This window comes from Streptomyces sp. NBC_00582 (assembly GCF_036345155.1).
Taxonomy (GTDB): domain Bacteria; phylum Actinomycetota; class Actinomycetes; order Streptomycetales; family Streptomycetaceae; genus Streptomyces.
Genome location: NZ_CP107773.1, coordinates 117537 through 141633, shown reverse-complemented (window position 1 = coordinate 141633; position 24097 = coordinate 117537). Strand labels below are relative to the sequence as shown.

Genomic DNA, 24097 nt, shown 5'->3' with positions numbered 1-24097 from the left:
CCGGAAGTTCCGCACTCTACAAGTCCGCCGGGCCCCATACGCACCACGCGCCCGCTGGCGTGCGGCGTTTGGGAACCTCGGCGATTCGGCCAACCGCCCTTGGTGGCAGTGCCGTTGCGGGAGCTGGGTCGGTGCAGTTTCCACGGTTCCTCGAACGCTCTATCCCGGGACTTCAGGGCCGACCGAAAAACGTGTGTTCGATATCCCGGCTGCGTCGTTGAGCCTCGCGAACCAACCGTGACCGACCGACAGGGGGATCGACTTGACCTCGGGCAGCACAGCCGCGCAGCCGAGCACGGACGAAGCGGAGGGGAATCCACCGGACAGCGGGGGCGCGGCGCAGGAGGAGGAGTTCCAGTACCGGGACGAGTCCCGGCTCCAAGCCGGCGCACAGATGACGACGACCACGATGGCGCGCCGCTTGCCCGTGCTGGTGCGCAGGTCGTTGCGGATGGCGTGGCAGGTGGACCGGGGCGCGACGGCCGGGCTGCTCGCGTGCCAGATCGGCACCGGGGTGCTGGCCGCGCTGGGCCTGTTCGCCGTGACTGGGACCCTCACCGCGCTGATCTCCTCGGGCGACATCACCGAGCGGCTGCGGGAGGCGGCTCCGCAGCTGGCCGTCATCGCCGTGGCTGCCGGGCTGCGCGCCCTTCTGGGGGTCACGGTGACCTGGCTGACCGGGCGGCTGCGGCCGGTGCTCGCCCGGGCCGCGGAAGTCAGCATGGTCGAGGCAGCTCTCGGCGCGGAGGCCGCGGCGAACAACAAGCCGGGGTACAACGACCAGTACGACATCGCCGACCGCGGTGCCCAGGTCACCCCCGACCTCGTGGAGGAAGCCCAGGACGTGCTGGCCGCCACGGCGACCCTCGCCGCTGGCGCGACCGTCCTCGCCGTGATCCATCCCCTTCTTCTGCCGCTGCTTCTCCTGGCGTGCCTGCCGCAGGCCGCCGCGTACGTGCGCGCGGCCCGCGTGGTGTATCTCGCGGGCCTGGAGACGTCGGGGCGCCGACGGATGCTGCACAAGCTGCGCTGGCACATGTCCTACATGGAGTCCAGCGAGGAGATGCGGGCCTGCCTGGCCGGTCCGTTCCTCCTCGGCCGCTATCGGCGCCTGGCCGCCTCCGTCAACGTCTCCGAGCGCAAGGCCGCGAACACCGGGGCCTGGATGGGCCTGGCCGGCGCGGCGGCCGGTGGCGTCGCCTCGGCGGCGGTCTGGGCGACCCTGCTGTGGCTCCTGGTCTCCGGCCGGATGGACCTGGCGGCGGGCGGCGGCGCGGTCTTCGCCTTGCAGACGGCGACCGGCTCGGTGCGGGGCATCATCAACGGCGGGGCCCGGCTGGTGCGCACCGGCTGGTATGTGCAGGACTGGCAGAACTTCATCGACAACGCGCACGGGCAGGCGATGGTGGCCTCGCGTGGCTCCGAGGTACTGCCGGCGCCGCCGGAACGCTTCGAGGTCCGCGACGTCACCTACCGGTACGACGGCGCGGACAAGGACAGCCTGGCCGGGGTGTCGCTGAAAGTACGGCGCGGGGAGATCGTGGCGCTGGTCGGGGAGAACGGGTCGGGGAAGACCACGCTGTCCCGGCTGATCTGCGGGCTGCTGCTGCCGACCTCCGGGGAAGTGGCCTGGGACCACACGACCACCGCGCGGCTGGAGCCGTGGGAGGCGTGGAAGCACGTAGCGGTAGCACCGCAGCGGTTCACCTACCTGCCGCTGACCCTCCGCGACAACGTCACCCTCGGGCAGGGCGACACCAGCGACGCCGCGCTCATGGCGGCCTGCGAGGCGTCCGGAGCCGCAGGCATGCTGCCCGCCCTCCGTTCCGGCCTCGACACCCTCCTGACCTCCGAATGGTTCGGCGGCCACCAGCTGTCCGGCGGGCAGTGGCAACGCGTCATCCTGACCAGGGCATTTCACCGGAAGGCCGAACTGCTGGTGATGGATGAGCCCACGGCCGCCCTCGACGCCCGGGCAGAGCACCATGTTTTCACCGGCCTGCGGGATCTGGCCAAGGACCGGGCCATCCTTCTGATCACGCACCGGCTCGCCAATGTCGCCGTGGCCGACCGGATCGTCGTCCTCGACCAGGGCCGCCTCGTCCAGGAGGGAACGTACGCGCAGCTCACCCGCGAACCCGGGCTCTTTCGGACCCTGTGGGAACTGGAGCAGCGCACCGGCGGTGCGCCCGGTCCCACCTGAGCCCCCGCCACAGTCCTGAGCCAACCCCGGCCGCCCGGCAACGGCCGGGGTTTGTCGATCCGCCGACATGGCAGGCCGATGCGGCTCCCCAACGACCAACTCGACCCACACCCCCGGGAGGAACCGTGTTTCCCGACCGCACCGAACCTGATGGCGGTAGGCCCTGCCGCTCCGCCGTCCCGCGCCCGGGCGCGAGGTCTGCCGGATGAGCCCGACGAAGCCGCTGCCCGAGGCCCTGCAGCGCTGGGCGGAACAGCAGATCGGCCCCGTCGTGTCCGTCCGCGACGCCTCGCACGACTGGGACCGCTCCCGTGTGTGGGCCCTGGAGGGCGAACGCGGGGTGCACCGCTACCTGAAGGTCTCGCCCTCGGTGAAGTTCTTCACCCGTGAGAGCCGGGCATACCGCCACATCGTCCCCGCCCTCGGACACACCCGGGCGCCCCACCTCATCGACAGCCGCGCCCAGGACCTGGCCCTGCTGCTCACCGCGGCCCCCGGCGCCCCGGCGAAGGAACTCGGCTTGGGCGCCGTCGAGTGGCGGACCGTGCACCAGCAGGCCGGAGCGCTCTGCGCCCGGCTCCACGAGGCGGGAGAACTCGACCGCGGCGACCGGGTGGAGGCCGAAGCCTCGTTGTCCGCCGCCGCTGACGGAGCGGAGAAGTACCTGGCTCGCGCCGGGGACCGGCTCAACCAGGACGAGCGGCAGCTGATCCGGGACCACGCTGCCCGTCTTCGCCGCGCCGGCCCGGTGCCCGTCGGCTACATCCACGGCGACAACCAGCCGAGGAACTGGCTGTGGTCCAAGCACGGGCTCGCCCTCGTCGACTTCGAACGGTCCCGGCCGGCCGCCCGCGTCCAGGACTTCGTCATCCTCGCCACCACCCAGTGGGCCGACCATCCGGACCGCGAGAAGGCGTTCCTCCGGTCCTACGGGCGGGAGCTGTCCGACGCCGAGCGGCACGCGCTGCGCTGCCTGACCGCGCTGGACGCGGTCAACTGCCTGGCCTGGGGCCCGGACAACGGCGACGCCGAGGTCACCGCCCGCGGTCGGCGGACCCTGGACCGGCTCATGAAGGAGGACCGGCCGTGAGCGCCGTACACCGGAGCATCGGGAACGTCATGGTCCTGCTCCAGCGTCCCGCCGACGGCCGGATCCTGACCGTCCGGCACCAGGCGACGTCATGGCACTCCCCCGGGATGCTCACGGTCGTCGGAGGATGCCTTGAAGACGGCGAGTTCCTCGACGAGGGAGCGGCGCGCGAGCTCGCCGAGGAAGTCGGCATCCACATCACCCCGGACCGCCTGCAGTTCTGCCAGCTGCTCCACTTCCACGCGGCAGACGGTGAGCGGGTGATCGGCGCCGCCTTCACGGCGCGGGAGTGGGAGGGCACCCCGTACAACCGCGAGCCGGGCACGCACACCGGGCTGGTGTGGGTCGACCCCGCCGCCCCGCCACCCGACTGCCACCCCTTCACCCACGCGGTCCTCACCCACTTCGCCACCGGCCGGCTCTACGCCAACGGGATCGCCCCGGAACTGCTGGACGGTGGGGCCGGGTGACAACCTCCACCCACACGGCCAAAGCGGCGAAGGTCACCTCCCCGGATCTGCGCCGCTTGGTCGCCAGCGAGTGCGCGAGCCTGTCCGGATCCGCGGTCAGCACCGTCGCCCTCCCCACCCTGGCCGTACTGGAACTCCACGCCTCCACGACCCAGATCGCCGCGCTCGCCTTTCTCGGCCAACTACCGAACGCCGTCGTGGCGCTCCCGGCCGGCGCGCTCTCGGACCGCTACGCCAAACGCCCCCAGATGATCGCCGCGGACCTCACCGCCGCCGCGGGTCTCGCGACCATCCCGACCGCCGCCTTCGCCGGAGTGCTCGGCATCGGCCAGCTGTACGCGGTCGCCGTCGTCCTCGGCATCGCCAAGATCGTGCACGACGCGGCCGCCATCAGCTACCTGCCCGTCCTCGTCGAACCTCACCTGCTGCAGCGCGCGAACTCGAGGCTCGGCGCGGCCTCGTCGGTGGCCGACAGCGCGGGCAGCAACGCGGGCGCCGCGCTGGTCGGCGCCATCGGCGCCGCCCGCTCCGTCCTCGCCGACGTCCTCTCCTACCTCGTCTCCGCCCTTCTCGTGTGGCGCATCCGCACCCCCGAGCTGGTCGCCGCTCCGCCCGAAGGCCGCCGGACCCTCTCGCGGGACATCGGTGAGGGCCTGCGCTACGTGGCTGGGCAGCCCACGATCCGCACAGTGATCGCGGCCCTGTCCACGCTCAGCTTCGGCCTGGCGGTCATGAACACGTACTGGGCGTACTACCTCCTCGTCGACCTGCATGTATCCCCGACGGCGTTCGGCGTGATCATGGGCGTCGGCGGCGCGGGCAGCCTGGCCGGGGCGCTCCTCGCCCCGCCCATCGCGTCCCGCTTCGGCATCGGACCGACGATCATCATCGGGTTCGCGGTCAGCCCGCTGGCCCAGATCCCCCTCCTGCTCGCCGGAGCCGGACTCCGTTGGCAGATCGCGCTCGCCGGGACGCTGGCCGTTCAACTGTTCTGGGCCACAGCCTCCGGGACGAGCCAGAGGTCCCTGAGGCAGATCCTGTGTGAGCCGCGCTTCCAGGGCCGCATGCAGTCAGCGAGCACCACGGTGACCGCCGGAGCCCGGCCCCTCGCCGCCGCGGCCGCCGGCGCCCTGGTCCTCTTCCTCGGGGTCCGCGGCACCCTCGTCGTTGGTGCGGTCCTCCAGATCGTCCCCGTGATCCTTCTGCTCGTCTCTCCTGTCCGTGCGTTGCGGGACATGCCTGCCCCGCCCGCGCGCACCGCCGTGCCCCCCCGCCCGTGAAGGAGCCTCATGACGACGACCTCGACCGCCTCGTACTGGGAACCGCTCTGGGCAGGAGGTCGTCGCTATCGGCAGCTCGACATCCCCGAGAACCGGCTGATGGGCAATTACCTCGGCCCCGGCCGCGGACGCCCCGCCCTTGATATCGGCTGCGGGGACGGCAGCCTGGCCCGCCACCTGCACCACGAGCTCGGATACCGCACCACCGGCGTCGACATCTCTCCCAGCGCCGTCGCACTCGCCGCCGCACACGACGAAGGCCCCGGACCGGCGTGGCGGTGCGCCGACATCATCACCAGCGACCTCACGGCACTGCCGGAGCCCGCGTACGCGGTCATCACCTGCCGCCTGGTCTACCGGTGGATAGACGACAAGGCGGCCTTCCTCAACCGCGTCCGCCACCTCCTCATCCCCGGCGGGACGTTCTGGGTGGTCACCGAGATCGCCGGACGCCGCGAGGACACCGACCCCCTCCACAGCCTCGGCATTAGCCCCGCCGAGACCGAGACCCTCACTTCCGGCTGGTCCACCGTCCAGACCGCCGACCTCGACGTGCTCCGCTGCTACGCCCTGCATCCCTGACCCCCACTCACCCCATACCGATGGAGGACTCGGTGACCACCGAGAAGGACAACCTCGACATCTGGAACACCTATGGCACTCACCAGCTCACCAGAGGACTTCAGCTGCCCGAACTGGACCGGTGGGACTGGGGAATCCCGCAGACCGGCCCCGGCATCAACGCCCTCGGTGAGGTGGCGGGACTACGTGTCCTCGACCTCGGCAGCGGCCTCGGCCGGCACGCCGCGAACCTGGCCGCCCTGGGCGCCAAGGTCACCGCCGTCGACGCCTCACCCGCCCAGCACCAGCGCGCCCTCACCCGCTACCCGGACCACCCCGGCCTGCACCTGGTGTGCGCCGACGCAGTGGCCCACCTGCGCGCTGCCGACCCGTACGACCTGATCTACTCCGTCTGCTCCGTGCCGTACCTGGACCCCAACCGGCTGCTGCCCGCCCTGGCCAACGGCCTCAAACCGGGCGGCCGCCTGGTCTTCTCCGCGCTACACACCAACTCGGACGGCAACGGGCCCTCGAACGAGGTGACCCCACGCCTGGAGATCCTGCGACTGCCCGGAACAACCCAAGACCACCCTGTGAACATGTGGGTCCTCAGCGTGCAGCTGTGGGAAGACCTCCTGGTCCAGCACGGCCTCACCCTGGAATCGGTCACGGCTATCGACTCCCCGACGGCGGACAACGCAGTCTCCTACCGGCTGTACACGGCCCGCCGTCCGGAACGCGTGCCGAGCCGCCCCCGCACCAACACACCTCCTCCGCCGAACACCGCCCTCGGAGTCGGTGTGATCGTGCACGGCCCGGACGGAGTCCTGCTCGGCCAACATCGGCGCCGTACCTGGGAGCTCGCCGGCGGAACCGTCGAACCGGGCGAGACCTTCGCAGAGGCCGCCGTCCGCGAGCTCCGCGAGGAGGCCGACCTCGTGGCCGAGCCCGACTACGTGCAGGTGCTGGGCACGCTCCTGGACCGGGTGGGCGACGTCGTACGACTGACGGTGCCCGTCCTGATCACCCGCTGGTCCGGCATTCCCCAGCAACGAGAGGAGGCCATCGGATCCTGGCGGTTTTGGCGCCTCGACGCGCTGCCCCAGCCGCTGTTCGTGCCCAGCGCCCAGTGCCTGACCGCCTGGAACCCCGCCCTCCCGCTCGATCACCCGCCCGCCCACTTCCAGCCGTACGCCTCCCCCTGTCGGTAGCCGAGCGCCAACCACTCCCCGCTACCGCGTTCGACAGAAAGGGCCTCACCCGTGCCTCCGTCCGCTTCTGCGTCCCGGCCGTCCCTGCTGGGTGTCTTCGGTCATCCGGACGACGAGTCCCTCCTGGTCGGCGGCGTCCTCGCGCAGCACGCCGCCGCGGGCGCCGCGACCACCGTGGTCACCGCCACCTGGGCCCCCGACAGCCACCGGGCCGGTGAACTCGCCGACGCCCTGGACATCCTGGGCGCGGGCAGGCCGCGAATGCTGGGCTTCGCCGATGCCCGCATCCCTGACTCCGCGCCCGGCCGGCCCCGCCTCTGCGTCGCCCCCCTGGAAGAGGTGGCCGGGCTCATCGTCGAACACATCCGCGCCGTACGGCCACAGGTCGTCGTCACCCACGACGCCTACGGCCAGCTGACCGGCCACCCGGACCACCTCCGCACCCACCAGGCGACCCTGCTCGCGTTCCACGCCGCGGGCCTGGAACACCTCTACCCCCAAGCCGGGACGCCGTGGCAGCCCGATGCGTTGTACGCCGCGACGCACCCGGATTCGGGGGTGGGCGAACTGGGCGTGCTGTTGACGCAGGTCGGCAAGAAGGTGCTCAGCGTGCCCGACGAGCACGTCACCGAGACGGTCGACGTGAGCGACTGCATGGACCGAAAGCTGGCCGCGATCTTGGCGCACCGTAGCGAAGCAGCGCGGGAGCGGCCCCTTCCCGGAATCCTCTCCCGCCTTCCCGCAGCGGAGCGGGAGTCGATCATCGCGACGGAGTACTTCACCCTCCTTGCCAGGAGGCCGACGCCGGGCGGGGCTGTACTCCAGCAGTCACGGTGAACTGCTCCCGAGGGGCTTGGTCATGGCCCGGTTGACTCGGTGGTCGCGTCCGGCGACGTAGGAGGGACAGGACAGGTAACCGGTGCGGTGGTAAAGGGCCAGGGCGGCCGTGTTGCGCCGTCCGGTTTCCAACACGATCCGGGTTGCGCTGCGGCTGGCAGCGTGCCGTTCGAGGAGGTACCGGCCGATTCCGTGGCTGCGGGCGCCACCGGAGACGTACCTCCGTTTGACCTCTGCGCTGTGCTCGTCGAGGAGGCGTACCCTTCCACACCCAACCGCCTCTCACCGACGTGGGCGGTGAGGAACAGGCCGTGGGGCGGGTCGAAGTCCGCCTCGGGGGTGGTGTCCGGGTCGTCGGCGAAGCCGTACAGGCCGAGCTGTTCGGCGCGGAGGTCCTGGGTCAGGCGGCGGGCGTCCGGATGGGCGTAGGACGCGGCGATCACGGAAGGCGTCAGGCGTATCGCAGGCGGGGCGTCGGGAGCGGTGGGCACGGAGGTCATGAAGCCGATAGTGCCCTGTCTCCACGGCACGCGCGCCGAGCGCACGGGCGCCGTCCGGTGCGCGTATGCGGATGCCTGTTGATGGACTGCACGTCGAGTACCCGGTCGGCGAGTGGCGCGCACAGACACGGCGCCTGAGCATCGGCGTTTCGGCCAATCCGCCCCGGGCGTGTGTCCGTGCGCGGCAAGGGTCGGTGCGCTGTGCACCTTCAGAGAACCGCTCAATGCCAGGGCGCGCAATCCGTCCGAAAGAGCAGTTGTTCGAAATCGGTGCGGCGTCGTTGAACACGGCAACGCCACCATCAGGTCCACGAGGGGGACCCATTGACGTCAGCCGAACGAGACACCAGCAGGGTCGAGAACCTGTCGAAGACGGCAGCCGCGGACAGCACCCAGCCGCCCGAGCCGGTGAACGCGTCCGCGATCATCCACGACGGTCAAGGCCGCTACTTGCTCCACCTACGTGACGCCAATAAGCCATGGATCTGGGAGCCCGGCTGCTGGTCGCTGCTCGGCGGCGGCCAGGAGCCGCAGGACCTCAGCCTCCTCGACACGGTCCGTCGGGAGCTGCGCGAAGAGGCCGGCCTGGCCCTCGCGGACCTTGAGCCGTACGCGGTCGAACACGTCACCGGCACCGACGCGACCCGTGTGCCGATCCAGGTCTTCTCCGGCCGCTGGAACGGCGACCCAACCCGGCTCTCCCTCACAGAGGGTGTGATGCTCGCCTGGGTGCGGCCCGAGAAGTTCCCGTACATGACAATGCTGCCGTCGACCAGGACGTTGCTGGAGCGGCATGCCGCCGAGCACCCCCCGCCCGCCGATGAACTCGCGGTGGCCGCGGGGCCCTGGTCGGCGGAGGCGCCGGCCGGGACCGTAGTGCCGGCCGGCTGGTCCGAGGACTTCCTCCGCCACCTCTCCGGCGATGGGTGCCCCATGTGCGCGAACGACTACGCCTCGGATGACATTGGCTGGGGCGCCCTGCTCCGCCGCGGTGAAGTGGCGAACGCGTATCTGTGGCGCAGCGGACGCGTACGCGGCTACTGCGTGCTCATCCACCGTGGTGCCCCGCATGTCGCCGAGCCCACCGAACTGTCCGAAGCCGAGGCCGCCGCCTACTGGCGCGACACCCTCGCGCTCGGCAGGGCCCTGACGGCCTTCTACCGTCCGGTGAAGATGAACTACTCCACGCTCGGCAACGTCGTCCCCCACCTGCACAGCCACGTCTGCCCCCGGTACGCCGGGCACGCTGATCCCGCGCCGGGTGGGCCGCTGGAGTGGCAGTTCCTCGACGGCGGACGCCAGGACGAGGGGCGGTTGCAGCAGGACGCTGCTGCCCTGCGGGTACTGCTAGGGAACGCGTGAGCGGCAGCCAGCGGCATACCGAGCCACTCGACGTGCACCTGATCGCAGTGTGCACGGGGCGCTGCTACACCTGCCCGAGTGGCCGCAGTTCTCCCACATCGACCCGCACCGCCTCGCTGTTCGCGCCGCGACCCCGCGCGTCATCGACGGCCGCGGCAGCCGAAATGCTGACACCTGGCGCAGCGCGGGATGGACCGTCCGCGCCCTCGGACGCCCCTGAGCCGCGGTTTCGTGGCCGGCCCGTGACGCCTTCGCAGTCGGCGCACGCGGCCGGCGCCAGAGCCGACAACAGCGTCCTGGCGACTATGGAAGCGATTGCACACTGATGGGCCCAACTTGTCCACCGCGCCCCGGAGATCACCTGATGAACGCCACCCCCGCCGACGCCCAGGGAACCGAAACAGCCGGGGAACGTACCGGCGGCTGCCTGTGCGGCCGCATCCGCTTCACCACCCAAGGGCCGGCAGTCTTCCCCCACACCTGTGCCTGCCGCCACTGTCAAAAACTCGGCGGCACACCAGTGATGTGGTGGGTGGGATTCGACACGGTCACCTGGACCGGTGAGGGCGGCGAGCCAACCTGGTACGAGACCTTCGAAGGCGAGGCGAAGCGCGGCTTCTGCCCGACCTGCGGCAGCCGCCTCGCGGCGATCGACAGCGACATCCCTGAGATCGGCATCAACGTCACCGCCCTCGACGACACCAGCGGACCGGACCTCGTGCCGATCCACGCGTCCTTCCGCGACAACGCCGTTCACTGGCTGCCCTCAGTGCCGGAGACCGAGCACAGCACGGCCGGTTGACCGCCCGTCCACTGCTCGGCGACGTCACCATCGCCCTCAACGGCCCCGGCAGGCATCCCCCTCTCGCCCGCGAGCAGGGCGCGAACTCCCGGGCCGGGGCCCGCCGCGGTCATGCTCAGCGAGGACGACGGAGAACGCTGCGCGGCAGGCCAAGACAGTCCAGGGGGTGCTCAACCGGAGCGACTCCAGAAAGACGCTGGGCTACCTCCCAGACGAATCCTGCCCGTCGACGCCTGCTGAGACGAAAGCGTGAGACCAAATCGCAAGCCGGTTCCAGACGACCACAAGCGCATCAAACGGTCAGGAGGCGCACTTCTTCGCTGAGCGCTGCCACATCGGGGTGCGCTGGGTGATCAATACGGAGCTTCCGGTTCAGCTGCTTCGCACGTCCCCGGACTGACTGCACAAGGCGTCCGGCCCCCAGGGCTTCACGAGCGGTTTGCACCGCCGCTTCGGGTTCACCGAGTGCGGAGTAGGCCAAGGCCAAGTCGAGCTGGGCGATGGACAGACGGGTGGGAGCGGTCATAGGGCCCCGGATCCCTCGATAGCAATCGATGGCCTCCAGTGCCGCCTTGCGGGCACGGTCGTGATCACCCAGCCAACCGTAGGACGACGCGTCGTACGAGACGATCCGAACTCCGTCGACGGCAAACAGTCCCGTGCCGTGCAGGGGAACGGCCCCCTGATACTGGTGGGCCTTCGCGGCCGCTTCGGCGAATTCGTCCCGGTCGCCGAGTTTCGCGTGCACACGCGCCAGCTGGGACGTCAGGCGGATCGCGACGTCGCTCTTGCGCGGCGCCACGCCCAGGCCTCGAGTAGCGGCAGCGAGAGCGTCAATGGCACGGCCGTCATATAGGGCGTCGGTGCAGCGTACGTCTTCCGCCCACGCGCCGACTTCGAGGGTGCCGGCCTGCTTCCCCTGCTCCCAGGCGTCGTCGCAGTAGGCCGCGACCATGTCGGACTGACCGCGGTCATGGGCTATCCAGGCCAGGATGACGCTCAGCATCCCCGCGTGCCTCGACAGATCCCGGCCCTCCTGGACCGTGTGGCGGCGCTCGTGCTGTAAGTGGTAGGCGCGATGCCGTTCCTTACCCGCCCGTGCCCGGAGCTCCTCGGGCGGTTTCACCGAGTACAGGGCGCTGAGTTCGTGGACCGCCACTTCGAGATCGGCGATATCGTCCGGCCCCAGCTCGGTAGCGGTCGCGTGCTGGGTGTAGGCACGCGCGGTATCGACGGCAGTCGTGAGGGGCGACAGGGCTGTCACGCCGAAGGCAGCAAGGGCGGTACGTCGCTTCGTAGGATCACCTTCTAGACCGGGCCCCCGCGGGGGCTGTGAGTTCTCGCAGCAGGAGCAGCTGTCCAGTCCAATGTCAGGTGCACGCAGGGGTATTACAAGACCCAGCCGACGGGTTAAGAGCCTCGCCAAGTAGAGCGGTAAGGGGTGCGGAGGCGTCTCACTGCTGTTGATCCAGTGCGAGACACGGGTGCGGTGCGGTGGCCTTACATCCGTGCGGCCGTCCGCCTTGGCTTCTTCTACTACGCCGTCCGCTATCTCCTGGTGCGTCATTCGCGAGCGCTTGACCACCTCTTTCAGGCGCACATTGGGGGTTCTCTCCTTCTTCCCGGTGTATCTGTGCGATTCGGTCACATCGATCCCTGCCGCGTCGGTGAAGCCAGGAAGACGCAATTTACTCCGCCCAGCCGGGGGCGTCCGGCATAGCGAACAACCGCTACAAGCCGCTACTTGAAGTGCGCAAAGCCGCTACAGGCCGCTACCGCCATCCCTCTGGCGGCGCTACGTGAGCGTGCGGTGGGCTCTTGGGGTCCTCGCCGTTTGGCGATACGGACGGCCTCGGGCGCGTGGCTGCGCTGGCAGCACCGCTTCGAGGTTTCCCTCAGTCCGATTGAGAACGGATGGTGATCTCTCGTGAAGGCACCTGGAGGCGTCTTGCCCAGGCTGTCCGTCGAACCGCTCGCGGGGCATATCGGCGCGCGCATTACCGGAGTTGATCTCCGGACGATGGATGAGGAGACGCGGGCGGAGATCTGGGCAGCGGTGCTGGCCCACAAGGTCGTGTTCTTCCCCCAACAGGAGCTCGACCACGCGGACCATGTGGCCCTCGGGCGGCGCTTCGGTGACCTGTCCCGCCGTCCGGCGCCGCACTCGGGGGCCGCGCCCGAGGGATTCCCGGAGATCCTGACGGTCGACTCCCAGGAGAGGGACCCCCGGTACGGGGTCGACTTCGAGGAGCACTACCGCGGACGGTGGCTGAGCTACACCGACGGGTGGCACACCGACCTGACGCCGGCGCTCAACCCGCCCGCCGCATCGATCCTGCGTGCCGAGCGCGTCACGTCCTTCGGTGGCGACACCCAGTGGACGGACCTGGAGGCCGCCTACGCCCATCTCTCGCCGCAACTACGCATGCTGGCCGACTCGCTGCGAGCGGAGCACGCGTTCTTCGCGGGCTGCCAGATGCTCCCTCACGATCCGATGGACGCGGAGGTGCTGGCTCTGGCGCAGGCGCACCCGCTGGTGTCCGAGCATCCCGTCGTGCGGGTCCACCCGGAGACCGGGCGCCGGTCTCTGTTCGTGAATCCGGCATCGACCAACCGGATCATGGGGTTCACACCGACCCAGAGCAAGGCTCTGCTCCAGCTGTTCTTCGAACAGATCGCGCGGCCGGAGTTCACCGTGCGGTGGAACTGGTCGCCCGGTGACGTGGCGTTCTGGGACAACCGGTCGACCGCTCACCTGGGGCCGGGCGATGCGGGAGTGGCCGGTGAGCGGCGCACGCTGTACCGCGTCACGCTCCTGGGCGACATCCCTGTCGGCCCGGACGGGCGGCAGTCCACGCCGATCGCCGGTGACCCCTTCTTCGCCCTGCCCACGCGTGAGACTGGAGCGCACTCATGACGACAGCCACGCATTCGCTGACGGTGTCCCGGGTCGCGGGGCACATCGGGGCCGCCGTGAGCGGTGTGGACCTGGCACAGGATCTGCCGGAGTCGACCATCGCGGAGATCCGGGCGGCGCTGCTGGAGCACAAGGTGCTGTTCTTCCGCGGCCAGGAGGGACTTGACCACGCACGGCAGGTTGTCTTCGGCTCCCGGTTCGGGGAACTGACGGGACGGGCCCGGCCGCAGAGCGGGGGCGCGCTCGATGAGTTCCCCCAGATCCTGACGATCTCCCCGCAGATCGACATCGACGCCTATGGGGTCGATTACGAGAAGCACTACCGCTCCCGGCTGCACCACGGCATCGGTGCCTGGCACGGCGACATGACCCACACGGTGAACCCGCCTGCCGGCGCGGTCCTGCGTGCCGACACCCTGCCTTCCCGGGGAGGCGACACCCAGTGGACGAACTTGGAGGCCGCCTACGCGGGTCTTCCGGCTGATCTCCAGGGGTTCCTGGACGGTCTGCGGGCGGAGCACACCTTCTTCGCTGCGTACGACATGAGCCCGTACGACGAAGTCGACAAGCAGGTCATGGACCGGGTCAACGCCAGTCCGCAGGTGGCTGTCCACCCGGTGGTGCGGGTCCATCCGGAGACGGGGCGCAAAGCGCTCTTTGTCAGCCCGGCCCGGGTGCGGCGGATCCTGTGGCTGTCGCCGATGGAGAGCCGCCACCTGCTGGAGCTCCTGACCCGCGAGGTGACCCGGCCCGAGTACACGGTCCGCTTCACCTGGGAGCCCGGCAGCGTCGCCTTCTGGGACAACCGGTGCACCGCGCACATCGGCGTCGGGGATGTCGACGCGGTCGGCGAGCCGCGGGTGATGTACCGGGTCACGCTGCTGGGTGACCGGCCGGTGGGGCCCGACGGGTTCGTCTCGACGAAGACCGACGGTCAGGAACAGACCGCCTGCCCGGCCTCCGTCCAGGACCGCTGACACCCGCGCTGTCCGTGTCCGGGCGCCGGTGGACCTCGTAACAACGGGGCGGCCGCCGGCGCCTGGGCCTTCTTCTTCCTCTTTCCGATCACCCTCAGATCAGAGGTGAGTCTCGTGCGCCCGCCTGCTGTGCGGCACCCGTTCGAAGCCGGTTCGCTGACCGACGCCGCGAACGCCCCCGCCCTGTATGACCGTTACCCCCAGTACGAGCGGGTCTTGGGCTGGGTGCACTCCTTCGTCACCCAGCCGCACGCCGGCCTCGGCCGGCCCGGGCCGGTGTGCCCGCGGCTGGCTCCGGCGCTGCGCCTCAACCTGGTCCGCCTGGTGGCGATCCGCACGGACACCGTCTCCGTGGCCGAGGCGGGCGAGAAGGGCGGTGCGCTGGCCGCTCTGTACGAGGAACTGTTCGACGACGCCGAGTCCTTCCGGACCGGCGCGCTCATGGCGGTCTTCCCCGACCTGCCACAGGAGGGGGCCGACGCGTTCATCGACGGCGGCCACGCCCGGCTGCGCATGAGCTTCGTCGCCCGCGGGCTGATGATCGGTGAGTTCCACCCGCACAGCGCGGTCACCAGCGTCCGTAACCCCGCCCTGCCCGTGATGCGGTGCCCGGTGCCGATGTTCGCCGTCCGGGCGCTCTCCCGACACGACGTGATCTTCCTGGACCGGCCCCAGACGCCGCCGGCCGACCGCGAGCAGTACCTCAAGCACCTCTTGCATCACCTCGGCGACCAGCTCCCGGAGCGCGAGAAGAAACGGATACAGGCAGGAATCACCGAACTGGAGGGAGCCAAATGAGCGCCGTCGCTGCGGCGTTGCGATCGGCGCCGAACCTGACCGCCGCGTTCGACCAGGTGTGCCGACGCCACCCCGACCGGATCGCTGTCCGCGACCGGGGCCGGTCCCTGACCTACGCGGAGCTGGGGACCCGCATCGCCGCGATCGCCTCGGGACTCGCAGCGGCCGGCCCGGCGCCGGCCGGGGCGCTGGTCGCTGTGGTTCTCGCCCCGGGCGCCGACGCCGTGTGCGCCGCACTGGCGGCGCTCCGAGCTGGGTTCGCCTTCCTGCCGCTGGAACCGTCCGCACCCGATGACTACCTCTCCGCCATCCTCACCGACGCCCGCCCCCACACGGTCATCACCACCCCGGCGCGGGCCGACGTACTCGCCCCCTCGACCGTGGGCATCGAGGAGCTGATCGCGCGCGGCCGCTCGCTGCGGGACGACCCCACCGTCGGCGCCACCGCGCGCGCCGACGACCCGGCGTACGTCATCTTCACCTCCGGTTCCACCGGCCTGCCCAAGGGGGTAGTGCTGCCCCACACAGCGATGCTCCATTCCACCGCGGCCCGCGTCGACGCCTACGGACTGCCCGGCCGGGTCCCCCTCCTGCACTCCCCGGCAGTTGATGTGTACTCCGGCGTCCTGTTCTGGGCTCTGCTGACCGGCGCCACCCTGGTGATCGGCCCCGACGGCCTGCGCGACGTACCGGCGACCGTCGCCCTCGTGAGAGAGGAGGAGATCACCGACCTCGTCTACCTCGCCTCGCTGTATCCGGCGTTCCTCGATTACGCCGGCGCGGAACCTCTTGGTGCTCTTCGCCGGGTGATGATCGGCAGCGACCGGTGGAGCGAGGAGGTCATCGACCGGCACGTCCGTGCACTCCCCGACGTGTCTCTGCACAATGAGTACGGTCCGAGCGAGACCGCCGTATGGACGAGCCAGTCCTGCGTCTTCAACGGCACGGCGCGGCAACGGGCTCCGCTGACCATCGGCCGACCGGTCACCGGCACCCGGTACCTACTGCGCACCAGCGACGACGTCCTTCAGGCGAACACCGGGCCCGGCGAGCTGTACATCACCGGGGCGCAACTGGCGCTCGGCTACCTGAACGCCCCGGAGCTGACCGCACGGGCGTTCGTCAGGCTCCCGGACGGGCGGCGCGCCTACCGCACCGGTGACCTCGCCGAGCTCACCGCCGAGGGGGACTACGTCTTCGCCGGACGTGTGGACCGGCAGCTGAAGGTGCAGGGCAACCGGATCGAGCCCGCCCAGGTGGAGGCGGTCCTCATGGGCCACCCCGCCGTCGGCGTCGCCCATCTCGTCGCCCGCCAGGACTCCGGCCCGGGTTCGGTGCTCGTCGCCTACCTCACGCCCCGGCCGGACGCAGCGCCCCCGGACCCCGAGAGCGTGCTCGGCCATGCGGCCATTCACCTGCCCCAGTACATGGTCCCGGCGGCCTGCGTCGTGCTCCCGGAGCTGCCCCGCAGGCCCAGCGGAAAGATCGACGAGACCGCGCTGCCCGCCCCCGGCCCGGGCCAGGACCCGGGAGCGGTGGAGCCGGCCGATGCGCTGGAGGAGGCCCTGTCCGCCGCGGTGGTCGACATCCTCCGATGCCCGCCGCCCGGCGTGACGGCATCGCTGACCGCGTACGGGGCGAGTTCACTGGCCCTGATGGCACTGGGGGCCCGCATCGCGCGCGACCACCACGTGATCGTCCCGGTCAGCCAGCTGTTCTGCACACCCTCGATCCGGCAGATCGCCGCCGCCGTGCGCGCCGCCGCGCCGAACGACCGGCCTCCACTCGTGGCCGCCCGGCATTCACCTCAGGGCACGGTCCTCAGCTGGCAGCAGCGTCAGATCTGGTTCCTCAACCAACTCGCCCCCGACTCCCTGGCCTACAACACCCAGTGCTCCCTCCATCTGGACGGAGAAGTGGATTCCGACGCGCTGCGGGCCGCCCTCTCGCACGTGGTCGCCCGGCACGAGATTCTGCGCACCACCTTCCACGAGCAGCCCGACGAGCCGGTCCAGAGGCTCCACGCCCCCTGGGACGTTGTGCTGGAGACGTGCGACCTGACCGGGCTGCCCGAACCGGAGCGGGAGGCAGCCCTCAGCCGGCACGTCACCGCGCACAGCGCCCAGGTCTTCGACACCACGCGCCTGCCGCTGGTGCGCTGGTTCCTCTACCGGCTCGACGAGCGGCGCTGGACCCTGTTCCAGGTCGAGCACCACTTCGTCCACGACGGCTGGTCGGCCACCCTGCTGATGAGGGAGATCCGCGACGCCTACGCGGCACTCGTCTGCGGCCGGCAGCCCGAACTGGCTCCCCTGGAGGTCCAGTACCGCGACTGGGCGCTCTGGCAGCGCCGCTGGTCCGCCTCCGGGGACTTCGCCGCGCAGCGCCGCTACTGGCAGCACCAGCTCCAGGGTGTGGCCGGGCACGGTGTCACGTTCGCAGGCGACCATGCCCGTCCGGCGCAGCAGACCTTCAACGGAGCCTGCTTGCGTGCCGACATCCCGGCCGAGACCGTGGACGCGCTCGACGCGGTGGGCGCCCGACACGGTGTCACCCGCTTCGCGGTGTTCCTGTCCGCGTTCGCGCTGCTGGTACGCCAGCACACCGATGAGGACGACTTCGTGATCGGCTCGGCGCTCGCGAACCGCCGCCAGGCGGAGACCGCCCCGCTGCTCGGCATGTTCGTCAACGCCCTGCCCCTGCGCCTGCAGGTGGCCGCCACGGCGACGGTGGGCGAGGTGGTCGCCCGCACCATGGAGGTCCTGCTGGGCGCGCAGGACCATCAGGAGTTTCCTCTCATCGAGATCATCAAGGATCTCGGTGTCACGCGAGATCCGTCGGCCAATCCGCTGTTCCAGCTGATGTTCGCCTTCCACGACTCCCCCCGGCCCGACTTCACCGCGCCCGGGCTTCGGGGCCGGCTGCACATCGACCACAACGGGTCGGCGAAGAACGACGTCAACGTCGTGTGCGTGCCCCACCCCCCGGCCCCGGGGTCCGGGCGTACGCACGACGGAGTGACCATCCTGTGGGAGTACAACCGGGACCTGTTCACTGCCGGGACGGCCCGGCTGCTGCTGGAGTCGTTCGGCCGCATCCTGACGTCCCTGGCCGACCCGGCCGCATGGGCCCGTCCCGCAACGGCGCTCGAGTCCCTGGATCCGTGGCAGGCCCACCGGGCCGTCGAACTGGCTGCGGGCCCCGCCAGCGCACCCGCCCACGCCACCTTGCATGCCGGAGTCGCGGCGCGGGCGGCAGCCGACCCGGACGCCGTGGCCGTCGTGCACGGACCGCGCACCCTCACCTACCGGGATCTGGAACTGGTGGCCGCATGCGTGGAGGTGCAGCTGGACGCCGTCGGCGTACGCCCCGGTACACGAGTTGTAGTGGCGTGCGGGCCAGGAAGTGAACATGTCGCCGCGTGTCTGGCGGTGCTGCGCCGGGGGGCGGCCCTCGTGTGTCTCGACCCCAACGAGCCGGCCGCACGGCTGAAGGAAACGGTGCGGGACGCCTCGCCCGCGGCTATGGTGTGCTCGCGCCGTACGGCTGCCGCGGTCCGCGGCGCTGCCGTTGGGCTTCCGCTGCTGATCTGCGATGTCACCCCGGAGAAGTCGGTGGCGGCCGTGCTGCGTCCCGTTCACGTCTCGGGCGCGGACGCCGCCTACCTGGTCTACACCTCGGGCTCGACCGGGCGGCCGAAGGCCGTCGTCGCCACGCACACCAACGCGGTCACCGCGCTGACCGCGCGCACAGTCCACTTCGGCGTCGCCCCAGGCCGGACGCTCATCTCACTGCCGCTCCAGTTCGATGTCGCCACCTCCATGATGTTCTGGACCCTGTGGAACGGCGGGGCCCTCATCTTCCCCGACCAGGAGGACATCCGGGATCCGGCCGCCATCCGCACGCTGATCGAGGACCGACACGTCACCCACGTCAACTTCGTGGCCTCCTACTACCAGCACCTCCTTCCGGTCTTCCCGGCCGGCTGGTCCGGCAGCCTGCGCGCGGTCGCGATCGGCGGGGAACCCTGCCCACCCGACCTGATCCGTGATCACGCCCGCCGCCTGGCCCACGTCACCCTGGACAACGAGTACGGGCCCACCGAGGCGACCGTGTGGTGCGCGGCCGCCCGCCTCCACGATCCCCACCAGCCGTCCCCGGGCGGGAAGGTCGCCATCGGGCGGCCGCTGGCCAATTACTCCCTGTACATCGTGGACGCACAGCTACGCCCGCGACCGGTCGGCGCGTGGGGCGAACTGTGCGTAGCGGGGCCCGGCGTCACCGCCGGATACCTCGGGCGCAGCGACCTGACACGCCAGCGGTTCGTCACCCCTCAGACCGGGCCGCTGGCGGGCGTGGCGATGTACCGCACCGGCGACGGAGGACGCCTGCGGGCGGACGGCCGCTTTGAGGTGTCCGGCCGCCTGGACGACCAGGTGAAGATCCGCGGATACCGTATCGAGCTCGGCGAAGTCCGCCACGTCATCACCGCCCATCCCGCCGTGACGGCCGCCTACGTGGTGGCCGACCGCCGGGGCGACACGGCAGGACGCCTGATCGCCTACGCGGTTGCGCCCGGCGCGCCCCAGGGCCTGGCCGGGGAGGTGCGTACATGGGCGGCCCTGAGACTGCCCGCCTACATGATGCCGGCCGTTGTCGTCGTGGACGCTCTGCCTCTGACGGCGACGGGCAAGGTCGACCGCCGGGCTCTGCCCGCTCCCCAGCCGTCAGACCGTCCGGCGCCAGAGGAGGGCCCGGTCCCGCTCACGCCGGTGCAGTCTGCGGTCATCGGCGTCTGGCAGGAGCTGCTGGCTGTGGAGCGGATCGGTCTGGACGAGGAGTGGTTCACGCTCGGCGGGGACTCGCTGACCTCGATCCGCGCCGCTGCACGGCTCCGCGAGCAGGGTCTGCACGTGGAGGTCTCCCACATCCTGCAGGCCGGAACCGCCCGCGCCCTCGCCGCTCTGCTCGACGACCAGTCGGCCAGTGACGTCGTGGCCGCCGAGCGTCGCTCGGCCGGCACGAGGCTGGGGCTGACGCCGATCCAGGCGTGGTTCTTCGCACAGAACTTCGCCCAGCCGGATCACTTCAACCAGGCCCGCCTGTTCCACATCCCCCCCGCCTACGGCGCAGCGGATCTGCGCGAGGCGCTCCAGTGCACTGTCGCCCGGCACGACGCCTTCCGCACCTGCTTCGTCGCCACGGAGCGGGGATGGGTCCGGCAGCTGGGCGAAACCCCGGAGCTGCACCTGTCCGAGCACAGCGTTGCCCCCGGGCAGGAAGGCCCGGACCCGCAGATCCTCAACACCCTGCACGACGGCCTGAAGATCGAAGGCGGGCCGCTCTGGCGGGCCGCCGTGTTCTCCGATCCGGTCGGCGGACGGCGCTGGCTGTTCATGGTCCTGCACCACCTGATCGTCGACACCGTCTCCTGGGACATTCTTGGACGCGACGTGAGCCGGGCCCTGGCCTCTCCTGGCACGGCTCTGCCGCCTGCGCCCGCCCTCGACGGCCCGGGCCCCGGGGCCACCGGGGACGGGCGCGACGAGGAGTACTGGCTGCGCCTGGCCGAGGCGCCGAAGCCCGCCCTGCGTACCACCAGCTCGGACCGGGCGCCCTACGGCAAGCTCCACCACCTCACCACGCGGCTCTCGCCGCATGCCACCGCCCAACTCCTCGACCTTTCCCGGCGAGGCCGCACGAGCGTCACCGCGGTGCTGCTGGCCGCGATGCACCGGGCGTTGAAGCCGCTGACCGACCAGTCCCCCCAGCTGTACACCTACCTCGAAGGACACGGCCGGGACGGCCTGGAGGGCGCCGATCAGATCGTGGGCTGGTGCACCAGCCTGTACCCGGTCCTGCTGGCGGAAGGCCACGGCGGCGATCTGCTCGCCGTGGCGGACGGGTTCCGCCAGCAGCTCACCGACGTGCCGCGCGGCGGCACGGGATTCGCCGCCGCCCGCTATCTCGCCTCCTCCTCCCCCCTGGGGGCCCTGCTGGCCGGGGCCTCCATGCCCGAAATCACGTTCAACTACCTCGGCGTACGCAGCGAACGCGTGGACGACGCCCATGCGGCGCGGGTCGCCCACGGCCCGAACGGTGACCCCATCGGAGAAGCGAACATCCTGCCGACCGCCCTGCACCTGACCGCCGCGGTGGACGGCCCGGCCATGCGCCTGACGTTCGCCATCGACACCGGGCGCTTCGAGCCCGGCGCCATAGAGACGGCCGCCACCCACATGGTCGAGGTCCTCGAACGCGCAGCTCGCCTCGAACCCCTGAGCCCCGCCCCGGCCCGGCCCGCCGGGAAGCGGCGGCCGCACTTCCTCGTCCACCCGGTGGACGGACAGGTCCACTGGTACGGCCCGCTGGCCAATGCGCTCGGCCCCGGATGGGACTGCTACGGGCTGCGCGCGGATCCCCCCGCGGACCAGCCGGCCAGCATCCCTTCCCTGGCCGCCCGCTACGTGGAGCGGATCCGGCAGGTGCAGAAGACCGGCCCCTTCACCCTGACCGGCTGGTCATTCGGTGCACCAGTCGCCTTCGAGATGACCCGCCTCCTGGAGGACCTCGGCGAGCACGTGCACCTGGTACTGCTCGACCCGCCCCCGCAGCACACCACCGGATCCAGCGCACTGACCGCCCAGCTCGGCGCACTGCTCCCGGACCGCTCCCCTGCGCACATCACCCGGGCGGTGAACGCCGCAGCCGCAGCTCCAGACTCCGACGCCTCCGCCGCGCTCGCCGCCGAGCTCCAGATCCGCGACTCCGACACGTTCGTCCGCGAACGGCTCGCCCTGCTGCTGCTCCATCAACGAGCCCTTGAGCGCTGGCAACCCGCCACCGTGGTCGCCCAGTTGCAGCTGGTCCAGCCGTCAACGGCCTCAGACCAGGACCCGACCGCGTGGCTGTCCCTCGGCCGGACCACCGGGCACACCCTCGTCCCCGGAGACCACCACTCGATGCTCAGCACGGCCACCGACCGCCTCGCGCAGCTCTACCCCCGCCCGACGAAGGAGCAGCGATGACAGTGGTCTTCTCCGGCTGTGGGATCGCCGGGACGCTGCACTTCGGCGACAACACCGCTCCCGGCAACCGCCCGGACGCCGCCGCAGTACACCGCATGACGACGGCGCTCGCGCACCGCGGCCCCAGCGGGGAAGGGATGTGGCAGCAGCCGGGCATCGTCCTGGGGCACCGGCGTCTCGCCGTCACCGGCATCGGCGCAGCTGGGGACCAGCCGATGACGCGCGATCATCTGACCCTCGTCTACAACGGCGAGACGTACAACGCGCCCGCGCTGCGCGCCGAGCTCTCTGCCCACTTCACCTTCACCTCGCGCAGCGACACCGAGGTCGTCCTGCGGGCCTGGCAATACTGGGGTGCGAACGCTGTGCACCGACTGGAGGGCATGTTCGCCTTCGCTCTCTGGGACGCCCGCACCCGGCAACTGTCCCTCGTACGGGACCGGATCGGCATCAAGCCGCTCTACTACCACCAGGGGAAGGACTTCCTGCTCTTCGCCTCAGAGATCGAGGCCCTGCTCGCCTCCGGACACGTCCCACGCCGCCCGCACCACGAGACTTTGGCCCGCCAGCTCCTATGTTCCTCCACCCTCCAGATCGACCAGTCCGCCACGCCCGTCGAACGGGTCCGGTCTCTCGCGCCGGCGACGACGCTGACCGTGTCCCCGGACGGCCGCCTGGACAGGCACACCTACTGGCAACTTCCCGACACCCCGACCGATTCGGCACCGGCCTCCGCCACGGAGCAGGCCCACCAACTCGCCGACCTCCTCGGCAAGAGCGTGGACAGCATGCTCATGGGCGACGTCCCCGTCGCGGCCTTCCTGAGCGGCGGCCTGGACTCCTCCGCCATCAGCGCGCTCGCATCCCGTACACGCACCCTGCCCTGCGTGACCACCGCCTACGGCGATGACGGATGCCCTTCTTCTGAGGGCAACGAGGACCTGACCTTCAGCCGGGCGGTCGCCCGGCACCTCGCCGACCGGGTCCACCACCATGTGAGCGTCCAGCCCCACGTCCTGGGCCTGGAGGACCTGGACGCGGTGTGCGACCTAGCCGCAGTGGGAGACGATCCCCGGCACGTCGCCATCCTCGGAAACTACCAGGCCGTGCGCGACCTGGGTCTGCGGGTCGTCCTCAACGGGCAGGGAGCCGACGAGATCATGGGCGGCTACATCGCCCGGCCCGCCTTCGTCCGGCACATCCTCGACACCCGCCGTCCCGACACCTCAACTGTGCGGTCCCTGCCGGCCTCCCGACAGATCCCCGGACTCTCCTCCCATCTGCTCGCCCTCCAGCCGCAGGCCCACGCCGATGTCCTCTCCTACTACCGGGACGTCCTCACCGGGCCCCCGCTGGAGCGCGTCCACCGGCTGCTGGTCCACACCCAGCTCACCCGGGTGGTCCAGTTCGAGGACTTCCTCGCCATGCGGATGAGCGTCGAGGCCCGCTTTCCCTTCCTCGACCACCGGCTCGTCGACTGGGCCTTCCAGCAGCCCTTCACCACCCACGTCGACGCCTCGGCCCGGCACGGCAAAGTGCACCTGACCACGGCCATGCGCGGAACGCTGCCCAACCGGCTTCTGGACCGCCCCAAGGCCGTCTTCCCCTTCCCGGACATGCGCGCCGTCCAAGCGTCACTGGCCGCACTGGTCACCGAACATCACGACGAACTCACGAGCGACCCGCTGGTCAACCACATGTTCGCGATCCCCGCCGACCCGGCTGCAGTCGGTCCCGAGACCCTGTGGCCGCTGCTCGCGCTCTGGCGATGGCACCACAAGCTCCGCGCGCCCGCCCGCGCCCCGGTACCCGCCTGACAACCCCGAGGTACACCTACCGAGGAGTTCGACGGCCCATCTTCCGGTAGCCGAACACTCAACACCGCAGCGGACGGCCACCTGCAGAACCACGCCCACGTCCCTCCCTGCTGAACCGACCACTACCGGCCGTGGATTGGCGCCCTTCTGCGCCGCGCCAATCCACGGCCTACAGGGAGGGCGGATCTCGAGGAATCACTGAAAACGCAAGCGCCCTTCATAAACCTCACCACAGATCCGGGCA

At 70.7% G+C, this 24097-nt stretch carries 15 protein-coding genes and 1 pseudogene; 14 read left to right on the top strand and 2 right to left on the bottom strand.

Annotation, left to right across the window (positions count from 1 at the left end; genetic code table 11):
* Window positions 1–262 precede the first annotated feature (262 nt).
* The 7 genes from OG852_RS49725 to OG852_RS49695 all read left to right on the top strand — a co-directional run bounded on the left by OG852_RS49725 (window position 263) and on the right by OG852_RS49695 (window position 7652).
* Window positions 263–2203 (top strand): ABC transporter ATP-binding protein, encoded by a 1941-nt coding sequence (locus OG852_RS49725; protein ID WP_330351757.1) that lies wholly within the window; start codon window positions 263–265, stop codon window positions 2201–2203.
* 205 nt (window positions 2204–2408) lie between these two features.
* Window positions 2409–3293, top strand: a complete 885-nt coding sequence (locus OG852_RS49720) for a phosphotransferase (RefSeq protein WP_330351756.1) — start codon at window positions 2409–2411, stop codon at window positions 3291–3293.
* Complete coding sequence (locus OG852_RS49715; RefSeq protein ID WP_330351755.1) at window positions 3290–3763, top strand: NUDIX domain-containing protein; 474 nt, start codon at window positions 3290–3292, stop codon at window positions 3761–3763. The genes OG852_RS49720 and OG852_RS49715 overlap by 4 nt, the downstream gene beginning before the upstream one ends.
* Window positions 3760–5043, top strand: a complete 1284-nt coding sequence (locus OG852_RS49710; RefSeq protein WP_330351754.1) for an MFS transporter — start codon at window positions 3760–3762, stop codon at window positions 5041–5043. The genes OG852_RS49715 and OG852_RS49710 overlap by 4 nt, the downstream gene beginning before the upstream one ends.
* Before the next feature lie 9 nt (window positions 5044–5052).
* A complete protein-coding gene (locus tag OG852_RS49705; RefSeq protein WP_330351753.1) occupies window positions 5053–5625 on the top strand; it encodes a class I SAM-dependent methyltransferase in 573 nt (190 codons plus the stop codon).
* Between the two features lie 32 nt (window positions 5626–5657).
* Window positions 5658–6815, top strand: a complete 1158-nt coding sequence (locus OG852_RS49700) for a bifunctional class I SAM-dependent methyltransferase/NUDIX hydrolase (RefSeq protein WP_330351752.1) — start codon at window positions 5658–5660, stop codon at window positions 6813–6815.
* 51 nt (window positions 6816–6866) lie between these two features.
* The gene (locus OG852_RS49695; protein ID WP_330351751.1) at window positions 6867–7652 is read left to right on the top strand and encodes a PIG-L deacetylase family protein; all 786 of its coding nucleotides are present in this window, start codon (window positions 6867–6869) and stop codon (window positions 7650–7652) included.
* On the opposite strand, the pseudogene OG852_RS49690 reads toward OG852_RS49695, so the two are convergent.
* A pseudogene (locus OG852_RS49690) lies at window positions 7644–7874 on the bottom strand (GNAT family N-acetyltransferase); the annotation flags it as partial. The gene OG852_RS49695 and the pseudogene OG852_RS49690 overlap by 9 nt on opposite strands.
* A 602-nt stretch (window positions 7875–8476) precedes the next feature.
* Here OG852_RS49690 and OG852_RS49685 point away from each other — a divergent pair.
* Both OG852_RS49685 and OG852_RS49680 read left to right on the top strand, forming a co-directional pair.
* Complete coding sequence (locus tag OG852_RS49685) at window positions 8477–9514, top strand: NUDIX domain-containing protein (protein WP_330351750.1); 1038 nt, start codon at window positions 8477–8479, stop codon at window positions 9512–9514.
* Between the two features lie 364 nt (window positions 9515–9878).
* Window positions 9879–10316 carry a GFA family protein gene (locus tag OG852_RS49680; protein WP_330351749.1) on the top strand — a complete coding sequence of 146 codons (438 nt, stop codon included), beginning with the start codon at window positions 9879–9881 and terminating at the stop codon, window positions 10314–10316.
* Between the two features lie 292 nt (window positions 10317–10608).
* Here OG852_RS49680 and OG852_RS49675 read toward each other — a convergent pair whose 3' ends face one another.
* Complete coding sequence (locus OG852_RS49675; protein WP_330351748.1) at window positions 10609–11580, bottom strand: tetratricopeptide repeat protein; 972 nt, start codon at window positions 11578–11580, stop codon at window positions 10609–10611.
* A 756-nt stretch (window positions 11581–12336) separates the two neighbouring features.
* Between OG852_RS49675 and OG852_RS49670 the strand changes: the two genes are divergently transcribed.
* The 5 genes from OG852_RS49670 to asnB all read left to right on the top strand — a co-directional run bounded on the left by OG852_RS49670 (window position 12337) and on the right by asnB (window position 23853).
* Window positions 12337–13233, top strand: coding sequence for a TauD/TfdA dioxygenase family protein (locus OG852_RS49670; protein ID WP_443064678.1), 897 nt, complete (start codon window positions 12337–12339; stop codon window positions 13231–13233).
* A complete protein-coding gene (locus OG852_RS49665; protein ID WP_330351746.1) occupies window positions 13230–14210 on the top strand; it encodes a TauD/TfdA dioxygenase family protein in 981 nt (326 codons plus the stop codon). Before OG852_RS49670 ends, OG852_RS49665 begins: the two co-directional genes overlap by 4 nt.
* A 114-nt stretch (window positions 14211–14324) precedes the next feature.
* A complete protein-coding gene (locus OG852_RS49660) occupies window positions 14325–15008 on the top strand; it encodes a DUF6875 domain-containing protein (RefSeq protein ID WP_330351745.1) in 684 nt (227 codons plus the stop codon).
* Complete coding sequence (locus tag OG852_RS49655; RefSeq protein WP_330351744.1) at window positions 15005–22036, top strand: amino acid adenylation domain-containing protein; 7032 nt, start codon at window positions 15005–15007, stop codon at window positions 22034–22036. The genes OG852_RS49660 and OG852_RS49655 overlap by 4 nt, the downstream gene beginning before the upstream one ends.
* Entirely contained in the window at window positions 22033–23853 is a 1821-nt protein-coding gene (gene asnB / locus OG852_RS49650; protein ID WP_330351743.1) for an asparagine synthase (glutamine-hydrolyzing), read from the top strand. Before OG852_RS49655 ends, asnB begins: the two co-directional genes overlap by 4 nt.
* Window positions 23854–24097 lie beyond the last annotated feature (244 nt).

What these genes read in the sequence shown, in the direction of transcription:
- OG852_RS49720 (WP_330351756.1), top strand. Translation starts at nt 2,409, where the DNA reads ATGAGCCCGACGAAGCCGCTGCCCGAGGCCCTGCAGCGCTGGGCGGAA.
- OG852_RS49705 (WP_330351753.1), top strand. Translation starts at nt 5,053, where the DNA reads ATGACGACGACCTCGACCGCCTCGTACTGGGAACCGCTCTGGGCAGGA.
- OG852_RS49680 (WP_330351749.1), top strand. Translation starts at nt 9,879, where the DNA reads ATGAACGCCACCCCCGCCGACGCCCAGGGAACCGAAACAGCCGGGGAA.
- OG852_RS49670 (WP_443064678.1), top strand. Translation starts at nt 12,337, where the DNA reads ATGGATGAGGAGACGCGGGCGGAGATCTGGGCAGCGGTGCTGGCCCAC.
- OG852_RS49665 (WP_330351746.1), top strand. Translation starts at nt 13,230, where the DNA reads ATGACGACAGCCACGCATTCGCTGACGGTGTCCCGGGTCGCGGGGCAC.
- OG852_RS49655 (WP_330351744.1), top strand. Translation starts at nt 15,005, where the DNA reads ATGAGCGCCGTCGCTGCGGCGTTGCGATCGGCGCCGAACCTGACCGCC.
- asnB (WP_330351743.1), top strand. Translation starts at nt 22,033, where the DNA reads ATGACAGTGGTCTTCTCCGGCTGTGGGATCGCCGGGACGCTGCACTTC.